The organism is Phyllobacterium zundukense, assembly GCF_025452195.1.
GTDB lineage: Bacteria > Pseudomonadota > Alphaproteobacteria > Rhizobiales > Rhizobiaceae > Phyllobacterium > Phyllobacterium zundukense_A.
Genome location: NZ_CP104973.1, coordinates 3,186,999 through 3,208,108 on the forward strand (window position 1 = coordinate 3,186,999; position 21,110 = coordinate 3,208,108).

The 21,110-nt window shown below is 56.5% G+C and carries 22 protein-coding genes and 1 tRNA gene; 10 read left to right on the forward strand and 13 right to left on the reverse strand.

Going from position 1 to position 21,110, the window contains the following annotated elements:
• The first annotated feature begins 95 nt into the window (after positions 1 to 95).
• On the forward strand, positions 96 to 1,148 hold the full coding sequence (locus tag N8E88_RS27925; protein ID WP_262293411.1) for a glycosyltransferase family 2 protein: 1,053 nt from the start codon (positions 96 to 98) through the stop codon (positions 1,146 to 1,148).
• Positions 1,149 to 1,409: 261 nt separating this feature from the next.
• Here the strand turns inward: N8E88_RS27925 and N8E88_RS27930 are convergent, their stop codons facing one another.
• The gene (locus N8E88_RS27930) at positions 1,410 to 1,532 is read right to left on the reverse strand and encodes a hypothetical protein (protein WP_262293412.1); all 123 of its coding nucleotides are present in this window, start codon (positions 1,530 to 1,532) and stop codon (positions 1,410 to 1,412) included.
• A gap of 141 nt (positions 1,533 to 1,673) precedes the next feature.
• Here N8E88_RS27930 and N8E88_RS27935 point away from each other — a divergent pair, with 141 nt between their 5' ends.
• The 3 genes from N8E88_RS27935 to N8E88_RS27945 are packed head-to-tail and all read left to right on the forward strand — an operon-like array spanning position 1,674 to position 2,604.
• Entirely contained in the window at positions 1,674 to 2,204 is a 531-nt protein-coding gene (locus N8E88_RS27935; protein WP_262293413.1) for a hypothetical protein, read from the forward strand.
• The gene (locus N8E88_RS27940; protein ID WP_262293414.1) at positions 2,201 to 2,395 is read left to right on the forward strand and encodes a hypothetical protein; all 195 of its coding nucleotides are present in this window, start codon (positions 2,201 to 2,203) and stop codon (positions 2,393 to 2,395) included. Before N8E88_RS27935 ends, N8E88_RS27940 begins: the two co-directional genes overlap by 4 nt.
• Positions 2,395 to 2,604: an autophagy-related protein 27 gene (locus N8E88_RS27945; protein WP_262293415.1), complete on the forward strand. Its 210-nt coding sequence runs from the start codon at positions 2,395 to 2,397 to the stop codon at positions 2,602 to 2,604. The genes N8E88_RS27940 and N8E88_RS27945 overlap by 1 nt, the downstream gene beginning before the upstream one ends.
• A gap of 58 nt (positions 2,605 to 2,662) precedes the next feature.
• Here N8E88_RS27945 and N8E88_RS27950 read toward each other — a convergent pair whose 3' ends face one another.
• From N8E88_RS27950 to N8E88_RS27970, 5 genes are all read right to left on the reverse strand, one after another.
• Positions 2,663 to 3,064, reverse strand: coding sequence for a hypothetical protein (locus N8E88_RS27950; protein WP_262293416.1), 402 nt, complete (start codon positions 3,062 to 3,064; stop codon positions 2,663 to 2,665).
• A 95-nt stretch (positions 3,065 to 3,159) separates the two neighbouring features.
• Entirely contained in the window at positions 3,160 to 3,633 is a 474-nt protein-coding gene (locus tag N8E88_RS27955; RefSeq protein ID WP_262293417.1) for a histidine kinase, read from the reverse strand.
• 45 nt (positions 3,634 to 3,678) lie between these two features.
• Positions 3,679 to 4,503 carry a polyphosphate kinase 2 gene (ppk2, locus tag N8E88_RS27960; protein ID WP_262293418.1) on the reverse strand — a complete coding sequence of 275 codons (825 nt, stop codon included), beginning with the start codon at positions 4,501 to 4,503 and terminating at the stop codon, positions 3,679 to 3,681.
• A 4-nt stretch (positions 4,504 to 4,507) separates the two neighbouring features.
• The gene (locus tag N8E88_RS27965; protein ID WP_262293419.1) at positions 4,508 to 6,253 is read right to left on the reverse strand and encodes a SulP family inorganic anion transporter; all 1,746 of its coding nucleotides are present in this window, start codon (positions 6,251 to 6,253) and stop codon (positions 4,508 to 4,510) included.
• Between the two features lie 277 nt (positions 6,254 to 6,530).
• Positions 6,531 to 6,615: transfer RNA gene (locus N8E88_RS27970), tRNA-Leu, on the reverse strand.
• 229 nt (positions 6,616 to 6,844) lie between these two features.
• Between N8E88_RS27970 and lipB the strand changes: the two genes are divergently transcribed.
• Together lipB and N8E88_RS27980 are read left to right on the forward strand one after the other, a co-directional pair.
• Positions 6,845 to 7,561: a lipoyl(octanoyl) transferase LipB gene (lipB, locus tag N8E88_RS27975; RefSeq protein WP_262295667.1), complete on the forward strand. Its 717-nt coding sequence runs from the start codon at positions 6,845 to 6,847 to the stop codon at positions 7,559 to 7,561.
• Positions 7,562 to 8,099: 538 nt separating this feature from the next.
• A complete protein-coding gene (locus tag N8E88_RS27980; protein WP_262293420.1) occupies positions 8,100 to 8,240 on the forward strand; it encodes a hypothetical protein in 141 nt (46 codons plus the stop codon).
• 17 nt (positions 8,241 to 8,257) lie between these two features.
• Here N8E88_RS27980 and gyrA read toward each other — a convergent pair whose 3' ends face one another.
• A complete protein-coding gene (gene gyrA / locus N8E88_RS27985) occupies positions 8,258 to 10,975 on the reverse strand; it encodes a DNA gyrase subunit A (protein WP_262295668.1) in 2,718 nt (905 codons plus the stop codon).
• A 381-nt stretch (positions 10,976 to 11,356) separates the two neighbouring features.
• Here gyrA and N8E88_RS27990 point away from each other — a divergent pair, with 381 nt between their 5' ends.
• A complete protein-coding gene (locus tag N8E88_RS27990; protein WP_410010708.1) occupies positions 11,357 to 11,944 on the forward strand; it encodes a MarC family protein in 588 nt (195 codons plus the stop codon).
• 7 nt (positions 11,945 to 11,951) lie between these two features.
• Here the strand turns inward: N8E88_RS27990 and N8E88_RS27995 are convergent, their stop codons facing one another.
• From N8E88_RS27995 to N8E88_RS28005, 3 genes are all read right to left on the reverse strand, one after another.
• On the reverse strand, positions 11,952 to 12,404 hold the full coding sequence (locus N8E88_RS27995) for a UCP034077 family protein (RefSeq protein WP_262293422.1): 453 nt from the start codon (positions 12,402 to 12,404) through the stop codon (positions 11,952 to 11,954).
• Complete coding sequence (locus N8E88_RS28000; protein WP_262293423.1) at positions 12,379 to 13,680, reverse strand: NAD(P)/FAD-dependent oxidoreductase; 1,302 nt, start codon at positions 13,678 to 13,680, stop codon at positions 12,379 to 12,381. Before N8E88_RS28000 ends, N8E88_RS27995 begins: the two co-directional genes overlap by 26 nt.
• Positions 13,681 to 13,765: 85 nt before the next feature.
• Positions 13,766 to 14,647, reverse strand: a complete 882-nt coding sequence (locus N8E88_RS28005; RefSeq protein ID WP_262293424.1) for an AraC family transcriptional regulator — start codon at positions 14,645 to 14,647, stop codon at positions 13,766 to 13,768.
• 38 nt (positions 14,648 to 14,685) lie between these two features.
• On the opposite strand from N8E88_RS28005, the gene N8E88_RS28010 reads away from it, so the two are divergent.
• Positions 14,686 to 15,093 (forward strand): PTH2-like family protein, encoded by a 408-nt coding sequence (locus N8E88_RS28010; RefSeq protein WP_262293425.1) that lies wholly within the window; start codon positions 14,686 to 14,688, stop codon positions 15,091 to 15,093.
• Positions 15,094 to 15,102: 9 nt separating this feature from the next.
• Here the strand turns inward: N8E88_RS28010 and N8E88_RS28015 are convergent, their stop codons facing one another.
• The 3 genes from N8E88_RS28015 to N8E88_RS28025 form a co-directional block, all read right to left on the reverse strand.
• Positions 15,103 to 15,735, reverse strand: a complete 633-nt coding sequence (locus N8E88_RS28015; RefSeq protein WP_262293426.1) for a Vat family streptogramin A O-acetyltransferase — start codon at positions 15,733 to 15,735, stop codon at positions 15,103 to 15,105.
• A 78-nt stretch (positions 15,736 to 15,813) separates the two neighbouring features.
• On the reverse strand, positions 15,814 to 16,257 hold the full coding sequence (locus N8E88_RS28020) for a YqaA family protein (protein WP_262295669.1): 444 nt from the start codon (positions 16,255 to 16,257) through the stop codon (positions 15,814 to 15,816).
• Between the two features lie 50 nt (positions 16,258 to 16,307).
• Positions 16,308 to 16,820, reverse strand: a complete 513-nt coding sequence (locus N8E88_RS28025) for a single-stranded DNA-binding protein (protein ID WP_315975269.1) — start codon at positions 16,818 to 16,820, stop codon at positions 16,308 to 16,310.
• 441 nt (positions 16,821 to 17,261) lie between these two features.
• On the opposite strand from N8E88_RS28025, the gene uvrA reads away from it, so the two are divergent.
• Both uvrA and N8E88_RS28035 read left to right on the forward strand, forming a co-directional pair.
• Positions 17,262 to 20,183 carry an excinuclease ABC subunit UvrA gene (gene uvrA / locus N8E88_RS28030; RefSeq protein ID WP_262293427.1) on the forward strand — a complete coding sequence of 974 codons (2,922 nt, stop codon included), beginning with the start codon at positions 17,262 to 17,264 and terminating at the stop codon, positions 20,181 to 20,183.
• 22 nt (positions 20,184 to 20,205) lie between these two features.
• Complete coding sequence (locus N8E88_RS28035; protein WP_262293428.1) at positions 20,206 to 21,009, forward strand: DUF72 domain-containing protein; 804 nt, start codon at positions 20,206 to 20,208, stop codon at positions 21,007 to 21,009.
• Positions 21,010 to 21,110 lie beyond the last annotated feature (101 nt).

Sequence of the window (21,110 nt, forward strand, 5' to 3'; positions counted from 1 at the left end):
AAAGGCTACAATTGTCGAGATCGTAGACCACGCCGATGCGGCCCATCATGGAAACTGACAGCCCTGCTTCGTTGCCTAAAATCGGCAGTACGATAATGGCAACCACAGCCCGCCGAATGTCCGCCGCAAAGGTTCCAACTGTTGTCGTGGTCATCCCCTATTACAATGGTTCGGACACCATAGAGCGTGCCGTTGTTAGCGTCCTCGGCCAGACGGTTGCGCCGAATGAATTTATCATTGTCAATGACGGATCAAAGGAGGAAGAGAAGACCTTCCTGCACAAACTCGCCAAGCGATATGAGTTTCGTATTATTGATCAAGCAAACGGTGGTCAGGGTTCGGCTAGAAACGCAGGGGTTACCGCATCGACCTCTGAATATGTGAGCTTCCTCGACCAAGACGATTTCTACCTCAAGACGCATATTCAAACGCTCATCGAAGGCATTCCCGAAAACGACCCTCATTTTGGATGGGTCTACGGCGACCTGATTGAAGCTGACGGCGACGGCAACGTTATCCGGACAAGCATGGTCAAGGAGCACAGTAAGCACCCGAAGACGCACATCCTCGACCTCGTTCGTTATGATATGCACGTTTTGCCATCAGCCTCGCTGATCTCCCGGGTTGCGTTCGAAGATGTCGGCGGCTTCGATCCCCAATTCATGGGCTACGAAGATGACGACCTGTTCATGCGGATATTCCGGAAGAACTACACCAACAGCTTCATTGATCGATCCGTGACCGTATGGTGTATTCATACCGACAGCACATCCTACAGCATTCGCATGAGCCGCAGCCGTCTGAAGTATTTCAAGAAGCTTGCCGCAGCATTTCCAGATGATCCCATAAAGATGCGCTTCTTTATGCGGGACATCCTTGTTGAGCGGTTCCATTGGGCCTTCGTTGCAGAGGCCATCAAGGCTTCTGTAGACAGGAAGAGCAAGTTTGCCGCCCATAGGGATGAGCTACTTGATATTCTCAGAGAGTACGCCAGCGTCGTTTCAGCATCCCCATACGTGTCGAAGTCGTTTAAAATCAGACTGCGACTACAGATAAAGTTGCTTTCAACTGGCTATCCACCCGCGATCCGTACCGCTCACTTCGGAATTGGTACATTCCGAAAGTTTGCATCTATGACACGCCGATAAAGTTCCTTCATACATCCCAAAGGGATTGATCATGAGCAAAGACGATAATGCTGCGTACTTTCGCCGGCACAGGGACGAAGGACGAGCAAAGATAGAGAGCGGAGAGAACGAGGATCACAGACTCGCTATTGATTTCGCTTTAGATCACGCTGGAACAAGTGGACAAGAGTTCCTAAAGGCGTGGCGAAACCGGGATTGGGGCAGCCTTCGTTCAATGTGGCCAGAATGGGTCCCCTATCTGCGAACGAAGTACGTGCAGTTCTACAGAGCCGATGCCAACGTGAAGAACTGATCGATCTGCTCGACCGTGAAACCGAGGGCACTGAATCCTTCTTGCATCATCTCATCTGTCGGCACGAAGGTTGCCGCATCTGAATAGGACATTTGGGTCTCTGCATTGTGTTGAACAATCCACGCCTGGATATGGGCGGCCAAATCAATTGCTCGAATTGTCGACGAATCGTTTGCCAAACATTTCCAGTTTAAGCGGTATCACAGCCCCGGGACTGTAACGGGCTTGTTGGGATGCAGAACTATCGGGAGGAAATACGGCAATTTCGGTCGATGTTTATTTTCGGCATGGGCGGTGCGTTCGCCTGCCTCGTGTATCTCGGCGAACTATGGGAATACTGGCAGATCGGACCGATGAAGTACGGTCCGGTTACCGCAGCCTTGGGTTTCCTCTTCGCGATTTTTCTGATGGGCATGTCTTGGGAATACGTACTTCGAGCGCTGCGTGGCCAAGATATCGAGTTTCGCGTTGACGAGAATGGCATGGAAGGTATGGCTCGGCGCCTGCCCTTGCTCACTGCTGTCTGGCGCAGGATAACCTGGGACCAGGTCACAACTATTTATGCCCGACCGAATACCGGATTTGTTTCAATTAGATTCTCGGTAGCCAGGTCCATCTATACCATCGTCATCAGCAATTCAGCCATTCCGGTTGATGTGAAAAAAGCAGCGTTGGAAGGCTTGCGGCGGCACAGACCTGATCTCCATAAGGAGCTAGCCCTCGCCTTTGAGAATGCAAGATCCTGGACGGACAAGGGGAGATGATGACGGAACAGCTTGATCCCAATAAAAAGGAAACGCCAGAGATCGAAGCCAAATGGGCAGACAAGTCGCAAAAGCCATTGGATTATTACGGCCCGGAAATGATGTTCGGGAGGATTTGGGTAGTGCTCATTATCTTCGGTATCGCAATGATAGCTATCCATTGTGATCCGGTCCTGTCTCGCAAATTCTGATGTCGAAATTGTTCCGCAGTCCTCAGCTAACCAAGGTTTGGAATATCGTCCGCGTATCATGGTTTCTGATTTGCGTGGTGGTTGCGACCGCCATTGGAGCATATTACGGCTACAACACCTATGGGTGGTTTGGTGCTGTTGGGACGAGTCTCCTTGGTCTTATCATCGGAACTATCGTTGGTGCCGCGCCGCAATTGTTATGGATGTGATGAGTGCCACTGAAAGAGCCGCAAATGCCCGCCGGGAATCTTCGCAAATCTCCCTCAGCTAATTGCAGCCCCTGTTGAGAAAGAACTTCTCCACCGATTTGAGCGCGCTGCCTGAATATTCCTGCGGATCCAGATCGGCTATCAAATCGGAGAACGCGAGATTTGCGTTGGGACTGTCGATATATCTCTGAAGCAGTGCGCAATGCTTGTTTTCCTTTGCGACACGCAGGGCGACAGCTTCAAGGAACCCGATGCAGAAACCGCGTTTCAGCTCATCTTTCCTGTCCCTGCACATGGACTGAAGCTTGGCGAAGGTTGGCTCGTCCGCGAACGCAAGGTTGCCGAAGCTCGCGCCAAGCACGAGGGTCAGGGCAATGGTCGTCCCAATGATCCGACTGGCCCTTCTACGCGCGCTTTTTCTCTTGCCGGCCCTCCCGGCATCGTAAACAACAGACGGCATTTTTCCACCTCCCGGCTTCTGGGCAAATATCGTTTACCGCCTGCAGCGGTCATCGCATGCATTGGCGACATGAAGCGGCCGACCATCAGCAAAGCTCAAGCGTGATCTGAACCCCAGTTCAGGAAAAAGCCGACATCGCCGGGCATTCCGCCGGGGAAACTGATGATCATTGCCTTGAGCTTGAAACCCTGCGGCTTGGCAAGTTTCTGATAGCGATCATAAAATTCCTTTGCCTTGCCTTGCAGCGTTTGTGGCCAGTCTTTGTCGCCGCTATTTATGGCGCGACCGCTGTCCGAACAAAGATCCGATGAAAAGCTATAGACCATAGCCTCGAATTTGCCCGCCTGGACAGCGTTCGCCACAAGCCGGCGAACCGACAGGACGTCTGCTTCGCTGACATGGTTCTTGAGGAAATCTTCAGCGAAGTCGGCAGCCTTCTGCTCCTGGATTGCCTTTGCTTTCGCCTGCTTTTGATCTTCCTCCCTTGCACGTTTGATGACTTCATTGCGAATGTCCGCCGCGCTCGGGGGCATCGCGTTCAAATCCAGGGGTTCTTTTTTCTCTGGCATCTGCTTGATCCTTTCGTGGATGACGTTGTTTGACGGATATCGTCTTCAAAGCACGTCGGGGACCACGGCGGCGGTAGTCTCTGGCGCGATATAGCCGTTGGGCCGCTTTTGCCGCTTGCCGAGATTCGGCGCGTCAAACTTGACCCGTTCGTAGGGGATCGACTTGAGGATGTGCGAAATACAGTTGATGCGCGCGCGCTCCTTGTCGTCGGACGGCACAATCCACCACGGAGCATCGGGCCTGTCCGTCAGCTTGAGCATCTCGTCGTAAGCGCGGGAATAGTCCCACCAGCGTTGATACGACGTGACATCCATCGGACTGAGTTTCCACTGGCGCAAGGGGTCGTCGATGCGACGGCGGAACCGGCGCTCCTGCTCTTCCTCGCCGACAGTGAGGAAATACTTCAGCAGTATGATGCCGCTTTCAACGATCGCCGCCTCAAACAGCGGGGTAAGTTCAAGAAAACGTCGCGTTGTCTTTTCGGAACAGAAACCCATGACCCGCTCGACGCCTGCGCGGTTGTACCAGCTCCTGTCGAAGATCACGATCTCGCCCGCAGCGGGAAAATGTTGAATGTAGCGCTGCATGAAGATCTGCGATTTCTCGCGGTCGCTTGGCGAAGGAAGCGCAATGACGCGGAACACGCGCGGGCTTACCCGTTCCGTGATCCGTTTGATCATGCCGCCTTTTCCGGCCGCATCGCGGCCTTCGAACAGGATGATGACGCGGGCGCCGGATTTCTTCACCCATGCCTGCAAATGCGCGAGCTCGATCTGAAGCTTTTTCATTTGCTTGTTGTAGCGGTCCTTGCCGAGCTTCTTGTGCTCGACATGCTCCTCTTGCCGCAATGTGTTGTCGTGTTTGTTCATCACATTATCCTCCCTCTGGTGTCTGCACTTGAAGTCCTGTTGAAGCTGCAACCGTTCCCTCGGAAAGTCCTTTTTGCCTGGCCTCAAAGCCGCGGATTGCATCCTCCACATCCTCGAAAACATACTGGGGCCCAATGCGGTCCAGGAGACCGCTTCGTTCGAGCATCGTCTTCACCTCGGCGTGCAACTCGGCGATGCCCAGTGTCATTCCGTCCTCTGCCAGATCGCCTCGGACGTCATCGAGCATGGCAAGCGCGGTGCTGTCGATCTGGGCAATTGCGCTGGCGTCAAGAACGAACCAGCGGGTCCCGGCAGGTAAACCGGAGGCAATGGTTCTGATGCGCTCACGAACGTAGTCGGCGTTGAAAAACAACAGGCTGCCCTGGATTATATAGAGGGCGAGACCCGGGATCGGACGGGCTTTGGGAAAGCGGTGCAGCTTGTAGAGGCCGTCGCGGCTGCCGAGACGGCCGAGCAGAGCATCCCGCGGAAACATCATCTGACGCACCAGGTGGACCAGCGTTGCGGCGATAGCGATCACCACCCCGGCCAATACACCGAAGCTTATGGCTCCCCACATGGTGATAAGCGCAAAAACGAACTCGGCGCGGCTGATACGCCAGATGTGTCGCAACTCTGGGATATCGATCAGGCTGAGAGCAGCGGCTACCAGAATGGCACCAAGTGCGGGGATGGGGAGAATCCGCATCGCATCGCTGAAATAGAGTAGCGTCGCTATCAGAGCTGCGGCCGAGACGAGCCCTGCCACCTGAGATTTTCCGCCTGCCGAATAACAGATCGCCGTCCGGGAGTCCGAGACGCTGATCGGAAATGACCCGAAGAGGCCAGCGGCGATGTTGCCCGCGCCCAGCCCGATCAGTTCCTGATTGGCGTCGACATGTTCGCCGGAGCGTCCCGCGAAACTGCGGGCTGCAACTATGCCTGATCCAAAACTCACCAGAAAAACAGCCGCTGCACCCAGCACGATTCGGTCCAGGGGAAGTGCGGCTAGAGAAGGTATCGAGATGGATGGCAGCGCAAAGGGGATGTCGCCGATAACGGCAATGCCCATCTGCTGGAAGTTGAAAAGTACCGACAGGATGGCCGAAACCACAACGACAATGACCGGACCGGGAACAGGCAGGCGCGAAGCCCTGACCACCTGCAAAAGAATGAACATGGACAACCCGAGCAGAAGCGAAGGCCAGTTTATCGCGGCACTCTCGTTGATGAGTTCAAGGAACGGCGCTATGAGCCCGTCCGATTGAATCGACAACCCTGTCAGGCGGCCAATCTGTCCAACGATGATCGATACGGAAATACCGGCGAAGAAACCGACGAGGATCGGCCGCGAAAGGAATGTTGCCACAACGCCGAGACGCAACAGACGCGCTGCGAGGCATATGGCTCCGACGACGAGGGCGATCAGCGATGCAACCATGGCACGGTCTGCCGATGCGTCCGCCGGCAGGGAGACGACGATCGATGTCACGGCCGCTGCCAGCACGGTCATGGTTGCCGCGTCCGGGCCGACTATCAGGATCCTGGAAGGGCCGAACAGCGCGTAGCCGATTGGAGCCGCTATGCTCGCATAGAGTCCCGTTTCCAGAGGCAGGCCGACAATCGCCGGGTAGGCAATGGCACTTGGCAAGCCAACTGCGGCGACCGCGAGCCCGGCCGATATATCGCTTGGTAGCCAATTGGCCCGATATCCCCTCAGGCTCCTGAAAACGGGGATGGACAAGGTCATGGCCTGGACCTCAGGCTGTTGGCAACTATCATTGTCAATGCTCCAGGAAAACGCTTCTGATCCGACTGCTTATTCGCAGTTTCAACGACGCAGTTATAGTCTGCGAAGATCTGGCGTTCCCGCAGCTTCATGCATGCGTTCCGGAGGAGCAAGTACGTTACGGTAACAACCTTGCATAGAGGTTTGCCATACCCGTCGAGTTAGCCTGGTAAAACGCAAAATGGCGGCACGAGGCCGCCATTTTTTGCAATACAATCATCACTTTATAAAGTGAGAATGGTGCGGTCGAGAAGACTCGAACTTCCACGTCTTTCGACACAGCGACCTCAACGCTGCGCGTCTACCAATTCCGCCACGACCGCACTGTGGTAGAAGCCGAACATGTCGGCTTGGCGCTAGTAGCAAATAGGTTTCAGCTAAACAAGCCCTATCATCGACTATCGCAATTGTTTTTCGTCAATGCGGTCGAAATACGCCCAAGCTGCATCTGACTGGAAATCCGCCGCGAAAAGGTCCATATCCGGCGCACCCATTCTGAACATCGTCAAACGTTCGGCGCAGGCAACCACAACCGGATATGAAATTCGCATCATGAAGACCAACCGCGACGATCTCGCCCCCGCATTCCTCTCCCGGGACTTGTCGCCCCCGGTCGAATGGCTGATCGCCGACGGCCTCACCGACTATGATGCGGCGCTCGCCTTCATGGAGAGCCGCGTTGCGGCGATCAGGGACGGCACGGCGCGCGAGCTCGTCTGGCTCGTCGAGCACCCGCCGCTCTATACGGCCGGCACCAGTGCCAAGTCGGGCGATCTCCTCGTCTCCGACAGGTTTCCCGTCTACGCGACGGGGCGCGGCGGCGAATATACCTATCATGGCCCGGGTCAGCGGGTTGCCTATGTCATGCTCGATCTCAAGCGGCGCCGCGAGGATATCCGCGCCTTCGTCACTGCGCTCGAACAGTGGATCATCGCTACCCTCGCCGCGTTCAACGTCCGGGGCGAGCGGCGCGAGGATCGCGTCGGCGTCTGGGTGATGCGGCCGGAGCGGCCCGCCCTGCCCGATGGCTCGCCGGCCGAGGACAAGATCGCCGCCATCGGCATCCGCCTGCGCAAATGGGTCAGCTTCCACGGCATCTCGATCAACGTCGAACCGGAGCTTGCGCATTTCGACGGCATCGTGCCGTGCGGCGTACGCGGCCACGGCGTCACCAGCCTTGTCGATCTCGGCCTGCCGGTGGATATGCACGACCTCGACCGGGCTCTGTTCGATGCGTTCGAGGATGTGTTTGGCGCGGTGGAGCGTTAGAGCATTATATAGGCTTGCACCACCGTCATGCGTGGTTCGCCCTTCGACAAGCTCAGGACGCTCACCATGAGGGAGATTGGTGGGTTGCAGCGAAATCGCCGACCTGACGTTTTCTTGGCTCCCTGCAATCCACTTACCTCCCTCATGGTGAGCGTCCTGAGCTTGTCGAAGGGCGAACCACGCATGACGGAAACTGCAAACCCTTGCCGCGGGGCCTTTCCCCCGGCCGAGCGATTCGACACTGCAGCTTGCAGCCGTTTCGGCGTCTGGAGGATATGGTCTTTTCGTCCGGCTACTTTGTCGCAAAGGCCCGACAATGGATAGACATTGCCATCGCCTTTGCTCCTCGTATCCGAACGAAAAGGCTCATACCATTTCGACCAGATTAACAGGTCCTGCCCCTAAATGAACGAGAGATGAACGGACCCATCAGCAAGCATTCAGGCACTCTCAACTATGTGTGAGACGATCGATGAAACCATTTCCAAGTTAGCACGTTGCTAATCATGAAAGACCGCAAGAGAGAAGGGACAAATTTATGTTTATTCTTCTGAGCATTGCCATGATGATTGCGATGATCGTTTCCGCGATTATCATGATTATAGAAGAAAACAAAAAGCGGGAAGCTCCTCTCAGAACACCCCGCTTTGGTGTTTATCATCATCGCCACGATCTTTAATCGCGCCGTCCAAAGCTCTAGATTTCTTCAGAGCCGTTTGTCGCGTCTGGCGATATCAAGCCGCCTTCAACCGGAACTTCAGTCTCGATTTCGTCGGTTTCGGTTTCCGAAATCCGCTCTACCGAAACAACTTTCTCGCCATCCGCCGTATTGAATATCGTGACACCCTTGGTGGAACGTCCGGCAATGCGGATGCCGTTGACCGGCACGCGGATCAGCTGCCCGCCATCGGAGACAAGCAGGATCTGATCCGACGCTTCTACCGGGAACAAGGATACGAGCTTGCCAATCTCATCGGTCTTCGACGTATCGGTCGCCCGAATACCCTTGCCACCCCGTCCGGAAACGCGGAATTCATAGGACGAGGAGCGCTTGCCGTATCCGTATTCGCTAACTGTAAGCACAGTCTGCTCGCGATCACGCAGCTCGGCATAGCGTTCCGGCGACAGGTCCGCCACATCCGTTGCTTCCTCACCAACGAGTGCCACTTCTTCTGCGTCGTCCGCACCCTGCGCACGTCGATCAGCAGCAGCCTGCTTCAGATAGGCAGAGCGTTCGGCAGGACTTGCCTCGACGTGCCCAAGGATAGCCATCGATATGATTTTATCGCCTGGAGCCAGCGAAATACCGCGAACGCCGATTGAGTTGCGGCCGACGAAGACACGCACATCGGTTACCGGGAAGCGGATGCACTGGCCGCCGGCGGCAGTCAGCAACACATCATCGAATTCGTCACACGTATCGACGCTGAGGATTTCGTCTCCCTCATCCTCCAGCTTCATCGCGATCTTGCCATTGCGATTGACCTGAACGAAATCGGACAGCTTGTTCCGGCGCACCGTCCCACGCGTCGTGGCGAACATCACGTCAAGATTGGCCCAGCTTGCCTCGTCCTCCGGCAGCGGCATGATCGTGGTAATGCGTTCGCCCTGTTCGAGCGGCAGCATATTGATCAAGGCCTTGCCGCGCGATTGTGGCGTGCCGATCGGCAGGCGCCAGACCTTTTCCTTGTAAACGATGCCGCGCGATGAGAAGAACAGCATCGGTGTGTGCGTGTTGGCCACGAAGAGCCGTGTGACAAAATCCTCGTCCTTCATCGAAACGCCCGAGCGGCCCTTGCCGCCGCGGCGCTGCGCGCGATAGGTCGCCAAAGGCACGCGCTTGATATAACCGGCATGGCTGACCGTCACGACCATGTCTTCACGGGCGATGAGGTCTTCATCGTCCATGTCAGCGCCGCCATCCGTCAATACCGAGCGACGTGGCGTACCAAACTCATCGCGAATGGCAATGAGTTCATCCTTGACGATGCCCATGATGCGCAGACGCGATGCCAGTATCTCAAGGTAGTCGGCAATTTCGACACCGATCTTGTTGAGCTCGTCGGCGATTTCATCGCGTCCGAGTGCTGTAAGGCGCTGCAGGCGCAGATCGAGAATGGCTCGCGCCTGCTCTTCCGACAAATTGTAGGTGTTGTCGTCGTTGAGCTTGTGGCGCGGATCGGCAATCAACATGATCAACGGCGCCACATCACTCGCAGGCCACCGGCGTTCCATCAACTGATCGCGGGCCGTTGCCGGATCCGGCGCGCGGCGGATCAACGCGATGATCTCATCGATATTGGCTACGGCAATAGCAAGACCAACCAATACATGGGCGCGGTCACGTGCCTTGCGCAGCAGGAATTTGGTCCGGCGGCTGACGACTTCCTCGCGGAAGCTGACGAAAGCCCGCAAAATGTCGAGAAGGTTCAAAAGTCCTGGCTTGCCGCCATTGAGCGCCACCATGTTGGCGCCGAAAGACGACTGTAGTGGCGTGAAACGATAAAGCTGGTTGATAATCACGTCAGTGACCGCATCGCGCTTCAGTTCGACCACAACACGATAGCCGTCACGATCGGATTCATCGCGGATGTCAGAAATGCCTTCGATGCGCTTTTCACGCACCAGATCGGCCATCTTCTCGATCATCGTCGCCTTGTTTACCTGATAAGGCACCTCGGTGATGATAATGGCCTCGCGGTCACCGCGCATGCTTTCGACAGCAACCTTGCCGCGCATCAGGATCGAGCCGCGGCCTGTGCTATAAGCAGAGTAAATACCGGATCGGCCAAGGATCAGGCCGCCGGTGGGAAAATCCGGACCTGGAATGTGTTCCATCATTTCCGGCAGTTCGATCGCCGGATTGTCGATCAGCGCAATACAGCCGTTGATGACCTCGGCCAGATTGTGCGGAGGCACGTTCGTCGCCATGCCGACGGCAATGCCGCCAGAACCATTGACGAGAAGATTCGGAAAGCGCGCCGGCAGAACGGTCGGCTCTTGCTCGCGGCCGTCATAATTGTCTTGGAAATCGACCGTTTCCTTGTCAATATCGGAGAGCAGCGACTCCGTGACCTTTTCCAGGCGGCACTCCGTGTACCGCATCGCTGCGGGGGAATCGCCATCGATCGAACCGAAATTGCCTTGCCCGTCAACCAACGGGTCACGCAGCGACCAGTCCTGCGCCATACGAACGAGCGCGTCGTAGATCGAAGCGTCACCATGCGGATGGTATTTACCCATCACTTCACCGACGACACCGGCCGACTTGCGATAGGACCGGTTCCACGACAGCCCCATTTCGTTCATCGCATGCAGTATGCGTCGATGCACGGGCTTCAGGCCGTCGCGCACATCGGGCAGCGCACGGCTAACGATCACGCTCATCGCATAGTCGAGATAGGAGCGCTGCATTTCCTCGATGATGGAAATCGGCTCGATCCCGAAGGACGGTCCGGATTTATCGTCTTCGGAGCCAGGAGGTGGAGTTAAATCAGACACGAGGCACTCATCTTTCGGATAGAATCAATCTTTGATCTTATAGAGGCTTTTCCAGCCAAAAGCCAATAAACGGCGCGTTAATACACAGCTGAAAACCCTTTAAAATCATGTGATAAAATGGAGTTTCTCATGCGGTGAAAAACTTCTGGGTTGAATTGCATGTTTCTCGACGTTGGATAGCGAATCCGGTAGGTTGAATCAGCCGTAATGGCCGGGTTGGTGCACCTTTAACCAGAAAAGAAAAGCAAAATCGTGGCGTACGCAGACACCATTCTCAATGCCTTTGTGACGCTCATGGTTACGATCGATCCGCCCGGTCTCGCACCGCTGTTTCTGGCGCTGACGACAGGCATGAACCGGGCAGAGCGCAGTCAGGTTGCGCTCCGGTCCAGCCTCACAGCGTTCGTCGTTCTTACCATCTTCGCGATTGCCGGTGCGCAGATACTTGCGCTGTTCGGCATCACCCTCGGCGCCTTCCGCATTGCGGGTGGTCTGCTTCTGTTCTGGATAGCCTTCGAGATGATCTTTGAGCGGCGCAACGAGCGCAAGGAGAAAAGTGCAGAGGTTGCGATTACAAAGGATCACATCCGCAACATTGCCGCCTTTCCTTTGGCGATACCGTTGATCGCCGGTCCGGGCGCGATTTCCGCAACCATTCTTCTTGCAGGAACGCTTTCGAGTGCCACATCGCGACTGGCTTTGATCGGCATAATCCTGATCTGCATAGCCTCTTGCTATGCTGTGTTTTTCCTTGCCGAGCGTATCGACGGCTTTCTTGGTGAAACAGGCCGTTCAATATTGACCAGACTACTCGGCGTAATTCTCGCCGCCCTCGCCGTCCAGTTCGTGGCGGACGGTATCCGGACCCTCGTCAACAGCTGATCGTTGGTTAATAGCCCGGGCTTATGCGGACATCGACGCCATCGCCAAAAACGACCGTCAAAGGCTTGCCTGCGATGATTTCCCCAAGTTCAGGTGCAATCGCCAGCGGGACGGCTTTGTTCACCGTTTCAAGTGCTGACGATACAAATGCCTCCTTGACGACGCGGTCGCCGCCCGGCGTTCTAAAAATAACGCGCGGCATTGCGATAACCGTACCATCGCGCCGCAATGCAAAGCGCAACGTCACGCCCATATCTTCGGCGCCGGTTGGCCGGACCCAACAGGCAAGAAGTGCCGAACCGATTTCTCTCGTGGAATAAATCGGTTCGCTTTTGCCGCAGGCCTGTTCCGATGCCAGCGCCGGCGTCAGACCGGGCAATGTGAGAGCCATCGCTGCTGTGACGAACCACCAGATCGACCGCATGACGACCAATTCAGCGCGCCTCTGCTTCGATTTCATCAACGGCATCCCTTTGCGTGATCAATCGTGCGCTGCGAACACCGCTGACGGAAATCCATAGCCAGCTCAACGCTACGGCAAGTCGATTGCGTACGCCGATGAGAAAATAGATATGTGCCAGGCCCCAGAGCCACCAGGCGAGATAGCCTTTCAGTTTGATCCAGCCGAAATCGGTAACCGCCGCACGCTTGCCGATCGTCGCGAGATCACCCGCATGGCGATAGACAAACGGCCGCGGCGTCTGGTCGCCGCCGAGCCTTGCCTTGATGGTTTCGGCAATGTGCTTACCCTGCTGTTTCGCCGCGGGGGCAATGCCCGGCACAGTGCCCTTGCCGCCATTCGGCACGGTTGCGGTATCACCGATCACAAATATTTCGGGACGGTCCGGTGCAGTCAGGTCGGGTTTGACGACAACGCGTCCGGCTCGGTCGGATGGCGCGTTCAGCCATTTGGCAGCGGGAGACGCCTGCACGCCGGCAGCCCAGATGATTGTCTTGGCGCGCAGCGACTGGCCGCCGAATTCAACGCCGTCAGCATGACATTCTGTGACCGGATGGCCGAGATGAACAGTCACGCCCAGCTTTTCCAGTGCTCGCTTGGCGTAGGCCGACATATCGTCGCTGAACGCAGGCAGCACGCGCGGACCACCCTCGATCAGCACCACGCGCGCCTCTGCCGGGTCTATCACCCTGAAATCACCCTTCAGCGTATCGCGCGCGAGATCGGCGATCGTTCCGGCGACCTCGACCCCTGTGGGCCCACCGCCTATGATCACCAGGGTCAGATATTCCATGCGCCTGGCAGGATCCGGTTCGCGCTCGGCCTTTTCAAACGCGGTCAGAATGCGCCGGCGGATCATCGTGGCGTCTTCCAGCGTCTTCAGACCGGGTGCATAGGGCTCCCAATCATCATGACCGAAATAGGCATGGCGCGCGCCGGTCGCCAGCACCAGCGTGTCATAGGGTATGGTCTCGCCGTCAGCGGTTGAAACAGTCCGGGCAGCCGTATCGACATTGTCAACAGTACCGAGCAAGGTCTTGACGTTCTTGTACTTCCGCACGAGATGCCTGATTGGCCAGGCGATTTCAGACGTCGCCAATGTCGACGTCGCGACCTGGTACAGCAGCGGCTGGAACAAATGGTGGTTACGCTGATCGATGATTGTAATGTCGATATCGACATTACGGAGATTATAGACAGCCTCCAGGCCGCCGAAACCTCCGCCGACGACGACGAGGCGGTGTTTGGTGTGGGATGGCGTCTGGATTTCAGTCATGATGAGGCTCCGATGCGCAGACCGAGATCTGTCTAACAGACCGATTGCCATGCGACAATTGCATGAAATACCGATCAGGGATGAGTTATCGAGAGGTCTCTCGGAGCTCGACGCCGACCAGCGCCGCCCAACGTCCGGGCGTCATGCCAAAGGCTTTCTTGAACTGCCGGTTGAGATGGCTTTGGTCGGTGAATCCCGTTTCCACCGCGATCCCGGCCAGCGGTTCGCCGGTTTTGATCATCTCGCGGGCCCGTTGCAGGCGCCGCATCAATAAAAAACGATGTGGGCTTGTGGCATAGAGCGTGCGGAAGTGCCGGGATAAAGCGTAGCGATCAAGACCGCTTACCGCTTCAAGCTCATCTGATCGTACAAGGCGCAAGGCGTGCTCTTCGAGATAATCGCGTGCCAATTGCGTTTGCCGGATCGCCGGCGTGCCCAGCGGCCTCGCATGCTGTCTTGCATGCCGCGTCAAGCCCAGGGTCAGGTGCGAAACGACATCGTCGACCAGTAGTTCATCCAACTCCTCATCGAGATTGCGGAGAGCTGCTACCAAGGCAGCATGTAACGCCGGATCGGCGATGACAGGATCGTTGACGAATGGCAGCGCACCTTGGCGATCGCCCAGCGACTGCAATGCCAGCGCGGGTTCCAGATAGAGCATGCGATAGCACAAGCCATCATCGGTGCCAGCGGCGCCATCATGCATCTCGTCCGGATGGATTACGATGATATTGCCGGGCATGCTGTGGCGCCGCTCCCCGCGATACCAGAACGTTTGCACGCCGTGCAGTGTCACACCGATCGCATAGGTGTCGTGCCTGTGCAAATCATAAGCATCCCCGGCAAACCGCGCTTCAATGCGCTCGAGGCCCGGATTGGACGGCGCAGATGTAATGGCGTCCTGCACGGGAAGTTTGCACAAACGTCCAAGACCACGCGCGGCCTCTTCGCCTAAAACGTCTTGCATAAGCTCAACTCTTCCATGACTGACGGAGAATTATATCGATGTTCGATACCAAAATTGCAATTGTGTTGCGAAACGACATGGCGCCATGGCAGGCATTGAATGTGACGGCGTTTCTGACAAGCGGCATTGTTGCGCAATCGCCCGACGTAATCGGCGAGCCTTATCGTGACAGGGCCGGGAACACTTACAACCCGCTTTCCATCCAGCCTGTGATTGTTCTGGCGGCGGATCAGGCAACAATTTCAAACATTCACCGCCGTTCGCTCGAACGCGATATCAAGACGTGTCTCTATATCGAAGAGATGTTTTCAACCGGCCACGACGCGGCCAACCGCGCTGTCTTTGCGCAATTCGCGCCGGACGATGCGAAGGTCGTCGGCATCGCCATGCGAGCCGAGAAAAAGCTCGTCGACAAGGTTACCAAAGGGGCGAAAATGCATCCATAGAAGCCGTCGTCACGTACAGGAGCTAAGCGCGTTAACGTCGGCGGATACAATGTGCTGCAGGTTACGGCTGATCTTTTCGACGGGCCAATCCCACCAGGCCAACGCCTCAAGCTTATTGACGGCATCCGGTTCAATACGGCTTTTCAAGGCCTTGGCCGGATTGCCGCCTACGATCGTATAAGGCGGGACATCGGCGGTGACAACCGAACGCGACGAAATAATGGCGCCGTTGCCGATGCTGACGCCCGGCATAATCAACGCTTCATAGCCAATCCATACGTCATTGCCGATGATAGTGTCGCCCTTGTATGGCAGTTCGCCGGGTTGCGGCATGACTTTTTCCCAGCCATTGCCGAAGATCTGAAAGGGATAGGTGGATATGCCTGACAGCTTGTGGTTTGCACCATTCATGATGAAGCGTGCACCCTTGGCCAAAGCACAGAACTTTCCAATGACCAGTTTATCGCCAATGAACGGAAAGTGATAAAGCACGTTTCGTTCAAAATTCTCAGAATCTTCCGGATCATCGTAATAGGTATAGTCGCCAACGATAATGTTGGGGTTGGAGATCGTGTTTTTGATAAAACACACCTGAGGGAATCCTTGCATGGGATGCTTGTTTTCTGGGCTCGGTCCGTTCATGGGAACTCCGTAGTGTCGCGATTAAGGAGGTCATCGTCACGCCGGACATGGCGAAATCTTGACGCCATTCTTTGCCATTCATATGAATTCCCACCCCCGCGCCAGCATGAAGACGACCAGATAACGCATGGTCTTTGCGATTGTCACGAGGACCAGAAAGCTCGGCAAGGGTTCCCGCAGTACGCCGGCGACCACTGTCAGCGGATCGCCGATGATCGGCGCCCAGCTCAACAGAAGCGTCCACCTGCCGTAGCGATGATACCAGGAGGCGGCGCGATCGAGTTGCGCGTGGCTGGCGGGAAACCATTTGCGCTCGCGAAACCTGTTAATTCCGCGGCCAAGCAGCCAGTTGACCACCGAGCCAAGGACGTTACCGATACTGGCCACCGCTATCAGCACTGCCGGCGAATAGGAATTGCTGAGGAGAAGCCCGGCGAGTGCCGCTTCCGACTGCATCGGAAGGACCGTCGCCGCAACGAAGGCTATGGCGAATAGCCCAGCATAAACGCCCAGATCACTGATCATGACTGGGCGCTGTTTCGTTCATTTGGGTGTTCTATTGGATCCGCAGCTCAGAACGGAATTTCGTCGTCGAGATCGCGCGAGAAATTGCCGCCAGCACTCGATGAACTGCTCGACGACGCACTGGAACGGCCGAAATCCGACCCCTCATTGTCCGATACCTGGCCACGGCCGGAACTATCGAACGAACGTCCACCGCCAGCATTTTCACCGCGTGAATCGAGCATCTGCAATTCACCACGGAACTTCTGCAGCACGACTTCTGTCGAATAGCGGTCGTTACCCGTCTGGTCCTGCCATTTGCGGGTCTGCAGAGCACCTTCCAGATAAACCTTCATGCCCTTTTTAAGGTACTGCTCGGCAACCTTGGCAAGATTGTCGTTGAAGATAACGACGCTGTGCCATTCGGTCTTTTCCTTGCGCTCGCCGCTGTTCTTGTCGCGCCAGCTTTCCGACGTCGCAATGCGAAGGTTGACGACCGGATCACCAGAACCGAGCCGCCGGACTTCCGGGTCAGCGCCAAGATTTCCTACCAAAATGACCTTGTTGACACTGCCTGCCATGATCTGAACTCCATAAATTCTGCTATTAAAATTTGCGCCATCATACAGAAGCCGCATTCAAGACGGGGCAACTGATTACCGCTATCCACAATATACAGTCCCCGGTCACGTCCGCATGGGTGGCCGCCAAAACCCTCCTGCCAGATTTGTCAGGAGACTTGTCGCACTTCCAATGCAGCCGCCAACCGCAACGCACCTGGTTTTTTACAGCCAACGCTTGAACAAGACTGCTTTCACACCCTGTCAGCACCATGTCAGGAGAGCATCCACAGTTTGTTCTTTTTTTGTTCTATCACTTGCCCTAACAATGTCAACATGGCTATGGTGATTCCAACAGGGTTTGACCTCGTAAACCAGAGAAGACTTTCTAAATATAGGGAAGCCTCTCCGTGAGGGCCATAACTCCTTCCAAATAGCGCGCCCTCTCAAAGGCAAACAGACATGAGCGATCAGAAGTACATTTCCATTCGCGGTGCCCGCGAACACAATTTGAAGAACATCGATCTCGATCTGCCGCGCGACAAGCTCATTGTCATGACCGGCCTTTCGGGCTCTGGCAAGTCGTCGCTCGCGTTCGATACCATCTATGCCGAGGGGCAGAGGCGTTATGTCGAGAGCCTGTCCGCCTATGCCCGGCAGTTTCTCGAGATGATGCAGAAGCCGGACGTCGACCAGATCGACGGCCTGTCACCAGCGATTTCCATTGAGCAGAAGACAACCAGCCGCAATCCCCGGTCGACTGTCGGCACGGTCACTGAAATCTACGACTATCTGCGCCTGCTTTATGCACGCGTCGGCATACCATATTCGCCTGCGACCGGCCTGCCGATCGAAAGCCAGACGGTCAGCCAGATGGTCGATCGTGTGCTGGCAATCGAAGAAGGCACGCGTCTTTTCATTCTTGCGCCGATCGTTCGCGGCCGGAAGGGCGAATACCGCAAGGAACTCGCCGACCTGCAGAAGCGCGGCTTCCAGCGCGTCAAGGTTGACGGCATTTTCTACGAGATCGCCGATGTCCCGGCGCTCGACAAGAAATACAAGCACGACATCGATGTGGTGGTGGACCGTATCGTCGTGCGGCCCGATATGTCCGCGCGTCTTGCCGACAGTCTCGAGACGTGCCTGAAACTTGCCGATGGTATCGCCGTTGCGGAATTTGCCGACAAGCCGCTTCCAGCCGATGAAACGGCCAGCGAATCCGCCAACAAATCCAAGAACGATACGCACGAGCGGGTAATGTTCTCGGAAAAGTTTGCCTGCCCGGTTTCGGGTTTCACCATTTCCGAGATCGAGCCGCGTCTTTTCTCGTTCAACAATCCCTTCGGCGCATGCCCGACCTGCGATGGTCTAGGCACACAGAAGGCCATCGATCCGACGATGATCGTGCCCGACGAAAGCCTTACTCTTAAAGGCGGCGCCATCGCTCCGTGGTCGAAGTCGAGTTCGCCTTACTACTACCAGACACTGGACGCGCTGGGTGCAGCCTATGGTTTCAAACTTGGCGATCGTTGGCGCGACCTGGGCGAGGAAGCCCAAAAAGCCATTCTCTACGGTACGGGCAGCCGCGAGGTTCAGTTCGCCTATGATGACGGTCTGCGTTCCTATCGCACCACCAAGCCGTTCGAAGGCGTCATTCCCAATCTGGAGCGCCGCTGGAAAGAAACGGACTCCGCCTGGTCGCGCGAGGAAATCGAGCGTTTCATGTCGGGGACGCCCTGCCCGGCTTGCAACGGCTATCGGCTCAAGCCCGAGGCTCTCGCAGTCAAGATCGGCGGTCTGCATATCGGTCAGGTCACCGAGAAATCCATTCGCCATGCGGATGCGTGGTTCCGCGACATCGACAAGACATTCAATGAAAAGCAGACGGAGATCGCCGAGCGCATTCTCAAGGAGATCCGCGAGCGCCTGCGCTTTCTTAATGATGTCGGGCTCGACTATCTGGCATTGTCGCGCAATTCCGGCACGCTGTCCGGTGGCGAAAGCCAGCGTATCCGATTGGCTTCGCAGATCGGCTCCGGCCTGACCGGCGTGCTCTATGTGCTCGATGAGCCGTCCATCGGCCTGCATCAGCGCGACAACGAGCAATTGTTGAAGACACTGCGCCATCTGCGCGATCTCGGCAACACCGTCATAGTCGTCGAGCACGACGAGGATGCAATCCTCACCGCCGACTATGTCGTCGATATCGGCCCGGCTGCGGGAATCCATGGCGGCGAGATCATCGCGCAAGGCTCGCCTGCCGACATCATGGCCAGCCCGAAATCCCTGACCGGCAAGTATCTGTCCGGCGAGATCGAAGTTGCGGTGCCTTCCGAACGGCGCAAGATCAACAAGAAGCGCATCAAGATCGTCGGCGCGCGCGGCAACAATCTCAAGAACGTCTCGGCGGAAATTCCGCTCGGCACGTTCACTGCCGTTACCGGCGTTTCCGGCGGCGGCAAATCGACATTCCTGATCGAGACACTGTTCAAGGCTGCCTCACGCCGCATCATGGGTTCGCGCGAACATCCGGCCGATCATGACCGCATCGACGGGCTGGAATTCCTCGACAAGGTCATCGATATCGATCAGTCGCCGATCGGCCGCACGCCGCGCTCCAATCCTGCAACCTATACGGGTGCATTTACCCCGATCCGCGACTGGTTTGCCGGTCTTCCGGAAGCAAAAGCGCGTGGCTACCAGCCGGGCCGGTTCTCGTTCAACGTCAAGGGCGGGCGCTGCGAGGCCTGCCAGGGCGACGGCGTGATCAAGATCGAGATGCACTTCCTGCCGGATGTCTATGTCACCTGCGATGTCTGTCACGGCAAGCGGTACAATCGCGAGACGCTGGAGGTGCTGTTCAAGGGCAAGTCGATCGCCGACGTCCTCGACATGACGGTCGAAGAAGGTGCGGAATTCTTCTCGGCAGTACCCGCCGTGCGTGACAAGCTGCAGACGCTGGCCAAGGTCGGCCTCGGCTATATCCATGTCGGCCAGCAGGCAAATACCTTGTCCGGCGGCGAGGCCCAGCGCATCAAGCTCGCCAAGGAATTGTCGCGCAAGGCCACCGGCCGTACGCTCTATATTCTCGACGAGCCGACAACAGGCTTGCACTTCCACGACGTGGCGAAGCTGCTTGACGTGTTGCATGAGCTTGTCGATCAGGGCAATACGGTGGTCGTCATCGAGCACAATCTCGAAGTTATCAAGACAGCCGACTGGGTCATCGACCTTGGACCGCATGGCGGCGACGGCGGAGGTGAGATCGTGGCTGTCGGCCGGCCGGAGGATATTGCCGAGGCCGAACGCTCCTATACCGGCCAGTTCCTCAGGGAGCTTTTGCGCAGGCGCCCGGGACACAAGGCGCAAGCCGCGGCAGAATAATCGATCTAGGGAGGAGACGGAGATGACCAGCGGGACCATAAGGGCGGGCATTGGTGGCTGGATTTTCGAGCCCTGGCGCGGCACCTTCTATCCAAAGGGCCTCTCCAAGGCCAAGGAACTCGAATATGCAGGCCAGCATTTGCAGACGATCGAGATCAACAGCACCTATTACGGTACGCAGAAGCCCGAGACTTTCGCCAAATGGGCGAGCCAGGTGCCGAACGGCTTCGTTTTCTCGGTCAAGGGCAATCGTTTTGTCACCAACCGCCGCGTTCTAGCCGAAGCCGGCGAGTCGATGCAGCGCTTCATCAAGTCCGGTATAGCCGAGCTGGGCGATCGGCTCGGACCGCTGATCTGGCAATTTGCACCGACGAAAAAGTTCGATGCGGATGATTTCGGCGCCTTTCTCGATCTCCTGCCGAAGAACGAATCCGGCCTCCCCCTGCGCCACGCCGTGGAGGTTCGAAATCCTTCCTTCATCGATCCTGACTTTGTGGCGCTGGCCCGCAAGAAGGGCGTTGCAGTGGTTTATGCGGAACATTTAGAATACCCGGAAATTGCCGATGTGACCGCTGATTTCATCTATGCCCGTCTGCAGAAGGGTGATGATGCCATCGAAACTGCCTATCCTGCCAAGGCGCTCGACAAGTGGGCAGATCGTGTCAAACAGTGGGCAAAAGGTGATGTACCGGATGACTTGCCACTGGCCTCTCCGAAGCAGCATCCGGAAAAGCAGCCTCGCGATGTTTTCGTCTATTTCATCCACGAAGGCAAAGTGCACGCCCCGCAGGCAGCACAGGCTCTAACCCAGCGTCTGAATGCGTAACTCAAACCACCGACGCGCAATCCCTGTCCAAAAAATATGCAATCTGCACATTTTTGCATCAGCTTGCTGCATCGCTGCTTGTGCTTTACGGTGACGAGTTA